At 68.6% G+C, this 7,558-nt stretch carries 8 protein-coding genes and 1 pseudogene; 5 read left to right on the top strand and 4 right to left on the bottom strand.

The features are described 5' to 3' along the window. Positions 1-1,237, bottom strand: a 1,237-nt coding sequence (locus tag DSP71_RS16135) for an ABC-F family ATP-binding cassette domain-containing protein (protein WP_258546498.1), incomplete at its 3' end; no start/stop codon positions are given. 127 nt (positions 1,238-1,364) lie between these two features. Here DSP71_RS16135 and DSP71_RS16140 point away from each other — a divergent pair. From DSP71_RS16140 to DSP71_RS16155, 4 genes are all read left to right on the top strand, one after another. Continuing rightward, complete coding sequence (locus tag DSP71_RS16140; protein ID WP_218867375.1) at positions 1,365-2,018, top strand: DedA family protein; 654 nt, start codon at positions 1,365-1,367, stop codon at positions 2,016-2,018. 5 nt (positions 2,019-2,023) lie between these two features. Beyond that, a complete protein-coding gene (locus DSP71_RS16145) occupies positions 2,024-3,376 on the top strand; it encodes a sensor histidine kinase (protein ID WP_113681597.1) in 1,353 nt (450 codons plus the stop codon). Then, the gene (locus tag DSP71_RS16150; protein WP_046749141.1) at positions 3,373-4,044 is read left to right on the top strand and encodes a response regulator transcription factor; all 672 of its coding nucleotides are present in this window, start codon (positions 3,373-3,375) and stop codon (positions 4,042-4,044) included. Before DSP71_RS16145 ends, DSP71_RS16150 begins: the two co-directional genes overlap by 4 nt. Before the next feature lie 113 nt (positions 4,045-4,157). Further along, entirely contained in the window at positions 4,158-5,474 is a 1,317-nt protein-coding gene (locus DSP71_RS16155) for an acyltransferase (protein WP_113681598.1), read from the top strand. Between the two features lies 1 nt (position 5,475). Here DSP71_RS16155 and DSP71_RS16160 read toward each other — a convergent pair whose 3' ends face one another. Together DSP71_RS16160 and DSP71_RS16165 are read right to left on the bottom strand one after the other, a co-directional pair. Beyond that, positions 5,476-6,069, bottom strand: a complete 594-nt coding sequence (locus DSP71_RS16160) for an energy-coupling factor transporter transmembrane component T (RefSeq protein WP_113681602.1) — start codon at positions 6,067-6,069, stop codon at positions 5,476-5,478. Further along, positions 6,066-6,764 carry an energy-coupling factor ABC transporter ATP-binding protein gene (locus DSP71_RS16165; RefSeq protein WP_258546499.1) on the bottom strand — a complete coding sequence of 233 codons (699 nt, stop codon included), beginning with the start codon at positions 6,762-6,764 and terminating at the stop codon, positions 6,066-6,068. The genes DSP71_RS16160 and DSP71_RS16165 overlap by 4 nt, the downstream gene beginning before the upstream one ends. Before the next feature lie 64 nt (positions 6,765-6,828). Here DSP71_RS16165 and DSP71_RS16170 point away from each other — a divergent pair, with 64 nt between their 5' ends. After that, positions 6,829-7,413, top strand: a complete 585-nt coding sequence (locus tag DSP71_RS16170) for a TetR family transcriptional regulator (RefSeq protein WP_046749404.1) — start codon at positions 6,829-6,831, stop codon at positions 7,411-7,413. On the opposite strand, the pseudogene DSP71_RS24115 reads toward DSP71_RS16170, so the two are convergent. Further along, positions 7,376-7,558: pseudogene (locus DSP71_RS24115) on the bottom strand (MFS transporter); the annotation flags it as partial. The gene DSP71_RS16170 and the pseudogene DSP71_RS24115 overlap by 38 nt on opposite strands.

Raw genomic sequence — 7,558 nt, forward strand, 5'->3', positions numbered from 1 at the left:
CCGAGACCATGTTCTCGAGCACCGAGCGGTTCACGTCGAGGTTCTCGTGCTCCTGGGCGTAGTAGCCGACCTTGAGGCCGTGTCCCGGCTCGAGCTGCCCGGTGTCGGGCTGATCGACGCCGGCGAGCATCCTCAGCAACGTGGTCTTGCCCGCACCGTTGAGCCCGAGGACGACGACCTTGGAGCCGCGATCGATCGCCAGGTCGACATCGGTGAAGATCTCGAGCGACCCGTACGACTTCGAGAGGCCGGACGCCATCATCGGGGTCTTGCCGCAGGGTGCCGGCTTCGGGAAGCGCAGCTTCGCGACCCGGTCTTCCTGACGCACCTCATCGAGCCCCGCCAGCAGCTTCTCCGCACGCGCGATCATCTGATGCGCCGCAGCGGCCTTCGAGGCCTTCGCACCGAAGCGGGCCGCCTGCAGCTGCAGGGTCGTGGCCTTCTTCTCGGCGTTCGCGCGCTCCTTCTTGCGGCGCTCCTCATCGGCCACCCGCTGACGCAGGTAGTTCTTCCAGTTCATGTTGTACGTGTCGATGACCTGACGGTTCGCGTCGAGGTAGAACACGCGGTTGACCGTCTCGCCGACGAGCTCGACATCGTGGCTGATCACGATCAGCCCGCCCTTGTACCCCTTGAGGAACTCGCGCAGCCACACCACGCTGTCGGCATCGAGGTGGTTGGTCGGCTCGTCGAGGATCATCGTCTGCGCGTCGGAGAAGAGGATGCGCGCGAGCTCGATGCGGCGACGCTGTCCACCGGAGAGGGTCGACAGCGGCTGGTCGAGGATGCGGTCGGGGAGCGAGAGGTTGTTGGCGATCGACGCCGCCTCCGCCTCCGCCGCATAGCCGCCCTGGGCCTCGAATTGCTCGGTGAGGCGGGCGTAGCGCTTCATGGCCTTGTCGGCCACTGCGGGGTCGTCCGACCCCATCGCGAGGGCCGCCTCCGTCATCCCGAGGTTGAGCTGACCGAGCCCACGGGCGTCGAGGATGCGCGTGCGCGCGAGGTCTTCGGGGTTGCCCGAACGCGGGTCCTGCGGAAGGTAGCCCAGTTCGCCGGAGCGGGTCACGCTTCCGCCGGACGGCAGCACATCGCCGGCGAGCACCTTGGTGAGCGTGGTCTTCCCGGCCCCGTTGCGGCCGACGAGTCCGATCTTGTCTCCGTCGGCGACGCGGAACGAGACGTTCTCCATCAGCAGGCGCGCGCCAACGCGGATCTCGAGGTCGTGCACGGCAAGCACAGCGGACGTCCGTTCTTTCGGGGAGGGTGTTCGGCCGATCGGCCAGCCTCCCAGTATAAGCCGCGTCGCCGAGAGTCGCGGTCAGCAAGATCAACCTGGAGAGTGAGCACGCCGATACTCCGGTGGGATGCCGCCCCTCCCACTCCCCGAATACCGTGCCGGAGTGGACATCCTCAACGACCTGATCATGCAGGCGATCGCCTCACCCTGGCTGTACCTGGTGCTGTTCGCCGTCACCATCGTCGACGGCTTCTTCCCCCCGGTGCCCAGCGAGACCGTGCTCGTGGCCGCAGCCGCCGTGGCCGCCTCGACGGGAGAGGGGAATCTCCTTCTTCTCGGGGCAGTGGCTGCCATCGGGGCGGCGATCGGTGACAACGTCGCGTTCCTGATCGGACGAGGGCTGGGCACCACCCGCTTCGCGTGGATGCGCCGACCGCGCGTCGCCGCAGCGTTCGCGCATGCCCAACGCGCACTCGACCGCCGCAGCGCCACGCTGATCCTCGGTGCCAGATACATCCCCGTCGGAAGGGTGGCGGTCAACATGTCGGCCGGGGCTCTCGATTTCCCGTGGCGCCGGTTCCTCCCGTTGAGCCTGATCGCCGGAATCAGTTGGAGCGTGTTCAGCCTCGTCATCGGTCTGCTCGCGGGCGCCTGGATCAAGGACCAGCCTCTGCTCAGCGCGGGGCTCGGCATCGTCGTCGCGCTGCTCATCGGTCTGGTGATCGATCGGATCGCCGCCGCTCGCCGCCGCCGTGCCGCGGCGCCGCAACTGGCAGGATGAGAGCCATGGCACGCCGCCGCGAGCGTTCACCTCGCCGAACACGCATCAGCCGTCGCACCGCCGCCTTCGTGGCACTGTGCACGGCAGTGGTGGCGCTGTTCACGGTGCTCGTCTCGCTGCAGAGCGTCCTGTACGGCACACCCGTCCCGTTGTCGTTCATCCTCGGAGCGGCTCTGTGCGTCTCCCCGCTGCTGGCGATCTCTCATCCTCGCTGGGCCGTCGGCCTCTTCACGGCCGGGGCGCTCGCTCTCCCACTCACCGTCGTTCCCGAGCTCGCGATCGCGTCCCCATGGCCCTGGTCGGTCCCTGCGCTGCTGACATTCATCCTGTTCGTCGGAGTCGTCACATTCCTCCACGGTGCACGGCTCGGCGCGTTCGCTCTCATCCTCGGGGCCATCGCCTCGCTCCTCTCGCCGATGCTCCGCCCCGACATGGTGGCCGTGCCGGAATCGTCAGCCAGCGCCACGGCCGACCTCATCGTGACGACCTCCCTCGCCTCGGCCATGTTCCTGATCGCTTCGCTGATCGCCGGACGCGTCAGGGTGGCGGCCGAGCTTTCACGGGAGAGGGAGCACAGCGCGCTCGAGGAGGCCAGACGCGCACTCGTGGAAGAGCGCACGAGGATCGCTCGCGAGCTGCACGACGTCGTGGCACACAGCATGTCGGTGATCCAGGTGCAGGCCTCCACCGCGAAGTACCGCATCCCCGACCTGGATGACGTGGCCGTCGCGGAGTTCGAGGACATCGCCGCGACCGCACGGAGTTCGCTCGCCGAGATGCGGCGCATGCTCGGCGTGCTGCGCACCGAGGATCAGAGTGCCGAGCTCGCTCCGCAGCAGGGCATCGACGATATCCCCTCCCTGGTCGACAGCATCCGCCGCGCCGGCGTCGAGGTCGGACTCGTCCTGGAGGGTGGGGACGCCGCTACGGCGGCGACGCCCGCCGTCCAGATCGCCGCCTTCCGCATCGTCCAAGAGGCTCTGAGCAACGCCGTCCGTCACGCCCCTGGGGCACAGATCGCCGTGCGCGTGCGCGCCGAGTCCCGATCGATCCGGATCGTGGTGCACAACACCGCCCCGCCCCGCCTTCCGGACGGTCACGTGGGCGGATACGGTCTGCGCGGCATGCGGGAACGCGCGGAACTCCTCGGTGGGAGCCTCTCCGCCGGCCCCTCGAGCGACGGGGGCTGGGAGGTCGAGGCCGTCCTCCCGGTCAGCCCGAATGATCCCTCACCGGCCGACCTCCCTTCATCTGCCACTCCTCTCGATGCCACCCCTCGCGACACCGCCCTTCGCGACACCGCCCCTCACAACACCGCCCCTCACAACTCCGCCCCTCACAACAAGGAACGCTCGTGACGATCAACGTGCTCATCGCCGATGACCAGGCCATGGTCCGTGCCGGCTTCGGGGCGCTCCTCGACGCCCACGATGGCATCAGGGTGGCCGGCCAAGCGGCCGACGGTGCGGAGGCGGTCACGCTCGCGGCGCGCCTCGACCCCGACGTGATCCTCATGGACGTGCGGATGCCGGAACTGGACGGCATCGAAGCCACTCGTCGCATCCTCGGGCCTTCGTACCCCGCGGCGCATGTCCCCCGGATCATCATGCTCACGACGTTCGACATCGATGACTACGTGTACGACGCGCTCGAGGCCGGTGCCAGCGGTTTCCTACTGAAGGATGCGCTGCCGGAGGAGCTCGTGCACGCCGTGCGCGTCGTCGCCGGCGGTGATGCTCTCCTCGCTCCCAGCGTGACACGACGCATGATCGAGCAGTTCGCCGGACGCCGACCCCGGACTCCACGCGCAGCGACGGCGCTCGCCGACCTCACCGACCGCGAACGGGAAGTCCTCGTGCTCATCGGTCGAGGCCGCTCCAACACCGAGATCGCCGCCGAGCTGTTCATCGCCGAGCAGACCGTCAAGACACATGTGGGCAAGGTGCTCGCCAAGCTGAACCTCCGTGACCGCGTGCACGCCGTGATCCTGGCGTACGACACCGGGCTCGTCGAGCCTTCGTCCTGACGACGCATCGCCGCGACTCATCCCGTCGTAGGGGGTACGACGGGACCCGAGGGTGATGTCTCCGCCCGCACCACGTCCATAGTCTCCTGGAACATCGCTTCCGAGGAGGACTCATGGCCATCGTCCAGACACCGCCCGTCGCCGCCGGGCTGCGCACATCCCGCGATACGGGCATCGACTTCCTGCGGGCTCTCTGCGTGCTCGGGGTCGTGTTGCTGCACGCGATCATGGTGGGCGTCACGGTCGGCGATTCCGGTCCGATCTTCGAGAACGCCAGCGACGGCACCGCGTGGATCGCTCCGCTGAGCTGGCTCCTGCAGGTGATGCCGCTGTTCTTCGTGATCGGTGGATTCTCCGGATTCCTCGCGCATCAGCGCATGCGGCAGCGCGGCGGCACGGCGGTCGGATTCGTCGCCGGCCGCGTTCACCGACTGTTGCGCCCCGCGATCCTGACGATCGCGGTCGTCGGGCTCGCGCTCGCTCTGCTCACGATCTTCGGCGTTCCCGCCGACCTCATCGCGACGGCCGGGTTCCGTTATGGCCAGCCGCTCTGGTTCCTCGGGGTCTTCCTCCTCTGCCAGGCGCTTCTCCCCCTCTTCGCCGCCGCTCACCGCCGTGCGCCGCTGTGGACGATCGGCGCCCTTGCCGCTGCTGCGATCGCGATCGACGTCCTCCGCGGAGTCTCCGGCGTCGAGGGCCTGGGCTTCCTGAATCTCGCCTTCGTGTGGATGGCCCTCCAACAGCTCGGCTTCTTCCTCGCCGATGGACACATCGAGCGCCTCAGCCGACGGATCCGCATCGTTGCGGGCCTCGCGGCCGTCCTCGCGCTCATCATGACGTTCGCCGTCGGCGTCTACTCCGCCGACCTCATCGCGAACATCAATCCGCCGACGGCTGCCCTCCTCCTCGTGGGGGTCGCGCACACGAGCCTGCTCTCCCTGCACCGCGAGCGTCTCGAGCGATTCAGCCGACAGCCGCACGTGGCCGCGTTCACCGCCTTCGTGACGGTGCGGACCATGACGATCTACCTCTGGCACATGCCCGTGCTGCTGCTCATGGCGGGCTCGACGGCCGCGTTCGCACTCTTGACCGGCGCCGCGCTTCCGGCCCTGGACAGCGCGGCGTGGTGGTCGGGACGCCCGCTGTGGCTCGCGACCGCGCTCGCTCTCACGGCCGTCGTCGCCATCGCGTTCACGCGGTTCGAATCGCAGGCCGCACCCGCCGCCGCGTCTTCGCCCGGTCGCATCGTCGCCAGCGCTCTCAGCGCCCTGGTCGGGATCGTCCTGCTGCTGGTCCTCGGCACGTCCGTCGCAACCGCCCTGATCGCACTCGCGCTGATCGCTGGTTCTCTGCGGCTGGCTTCGCTCCCGACGCCACGGACCGCAAGGCAGCGACCGTCGACGGTCCCCGTCGCGCCGGCCCTCGTGTGAGTCAGCCGATGCCTCTGGCCGCCAGGGCGTCTCCGACATCATCCGCATGCTTCAGAGCGAGCACGAGCAACGGCACCACCGTGCGGATACCCAGCCGTGCACCACGAGCCTGCTCCGCCTCCCGCACGCGCACGGCGAACCCCGCGATCACCGGGACGGTCGTGAGGGTCAGGGAGATCGTCAGGGCCACCGCCTCGGGATCGACTCCGAGCCGACGCAACGGTCGCAGCAGCTGCTGCAGGACATCGAGCAGCGCCGACATCCTCGTGGTCAGAGTGAGCAGACCGGCGAGGAGCAGCACCGCGACCACACGTCCTGTGCTGATCCATGCCGCCTCGGGCGACACGAAGATCAGGAGCGCAGCTGCGAGCACGAGCACGATCCAGCGCAGGCGCCACGCCTCGGCGGCGAGCACGCGGAACGGGAGTCCACTCACGCGGTAGAGCCCCACCACCACGAAGAGCACGACCGCGATGCTCACCGGATCGTGCGGATACAGCGACAGGACGAGGGCTCCGATCGCCAGCATCCCCAGCTTGAGCGCGGCCGGCGCCCGATGCACGATCCCCGTCCCCGGGTGATACAGCGCGATCACGCGCACGCCTCCCGATACGCAGCGATCACACGCGAGGGCACGCCGGAGGTCACGATGCGTCCCTCGTCGAAGAGCAACGCGCTGTCGCAGCGAGAGGCCAGTTCGAGGTCGTGTGTGACGATGACGATCTGAGCCTGGATCCCGAGCAGCAGATCGGCGATGCGACGGGAATTGCGCAGATCGAGCAGGGTCGTCGGCTCGTCGGCGACGATCACATGTGGATCGGCGATCAGCACGGAAGCCAGGGCGAGCAGCTGCTTCTGCCCGCCGGACAGGGCGGCCGCCGGAACGTCCGCGTGCTCCGCCAGACCGTGCGTCTCGAGCGTCTCCCTCACGAGTTCGGACACCTCGGACTTCGGACGCCCTCGGAGCGAGAGCGCGAGGTCTTCGGCCGGAGTCGGCATCAGGATCTGCGCATCGGGGTTGGTGAAGACGAAACCGACGAGCTTGCGCACGGCGGCGCGGTCTCGGACGGTGTCGAGTCCGTGTACCGAGACGGTTCCGTCTCGCGGCGCGATGAGGCCGTTGAGGAGGCGCGCGAAGGTCGACTTGCCTGAGCCGTTGGCTCCGATCACCGCCGTCGTCCGTGCGGTCAACCCGACGCTGACGTCGTGCAGCACCATGCGCCCGTCGATCTCGACCGACACCCGGTCGAGGGTGATCGGAGCGGGTCCGATCGATGAGGAACTCTCCACCGCTGCTTCCTCCGCGTCGCACCTGAACACTGTTCACCTGAACGTCGTTCACTATAATCGGAGCATGAGCCCAGAGCCCAATCCGGCCCGACACGACCGCGACAGCGTGGCACGGAGCGCACTCGCCCTGCTCGATGAGGTAGGACTCGCCGACCTCTCCATGCGACGTATCGCCGCGGGCCTCGACCTGCAGCCGAGCGCCCTCTACTGGCACTTCGCGAACAAGCAGGAGCTGCTCGCCGAGCTCGCCGACCGGATCACCGCGTCGATACCGCACGGTGGAACGGACATCATCGTCACAGCGCGCGGCATCCGCGATGCCCTCTTCGCCTATCGTGACGGAGCCGAGCTGGTCCTCAGCACCTACGCACTCCAGCTCGGTTCCTCCACTGCGCAGAAGGCTCTGGTCGACACCCTGCGTGCACAGGGAGCCTCGGATGCCGAGGATCGAGGAATCGCCATCCTCCACTTCGTGCTGGGCCACGCCACGCTCGTGCAGCAGCGCATGCACGCCGACAGCCACGGCGCGCTCCCGGCCGCGGAGGATGCGGATGTCACCGCCGGACTCGACCGCGTCTTCGACCTCGGGGTCGCCGCCCTCGCGGGAGCGCTCAGGTCGCCGGAGACTCGGCCGCGTGCCCGAGCCTGAGACCGGGCACCACAGCCAGCGCCACGAGGGCGATGCAGAACCCGAAGACGGCGCTGAACGCCCCGGCCCCGCCGCCGAGCGTCGCCACACCGAGACCCGCCAGCGCGATCGCGACAGCCGATCCTGAGGCGTCCGAGATCGACAA

Origin of the sequence: Microbacterium sp. H6 (assembly GCF_003314775.1) — a bacterium.
Lineage (GTDB): Bacteria > Actinomycetota > Actinomycetes > Actinomycetales > Microbacteriaceae > Microbacterium > Microbacterium oxydans.

Excerpts from the sequence above, each read along its gene's own strand:
- DSP71_RS16140 (WP_218867375.1), top strand. The coding sequence starts at position 1,365 with ATGCCGCCCCTCCCACTCCCCGAATACCGTGCCGGAGTGGACATCCTC.
- DSP71_RS16145 (WP_113681597.1), top strand. The coding sequence starts at position 2,024 with ATGGCACGCCGCCGCGAGCGTTCACCTCGCCGAACACGCATCAGCCGT.
- DSP71_RS16155 (WP_113681598.1), top strand. The coding sequence starts at position 4,158 with ATGGCCATCGTCCAGACACCGCCCGTCGCCGCCGGGCTGCGCACATCC.
- DSP71_RS16170 (WP_046749404.1), top strand. The coding sequence starts at position 6,829 with ATGAGCCCAGAGCCCAATCCGGCCCGACACGACCGCGACAGCGTGGCA.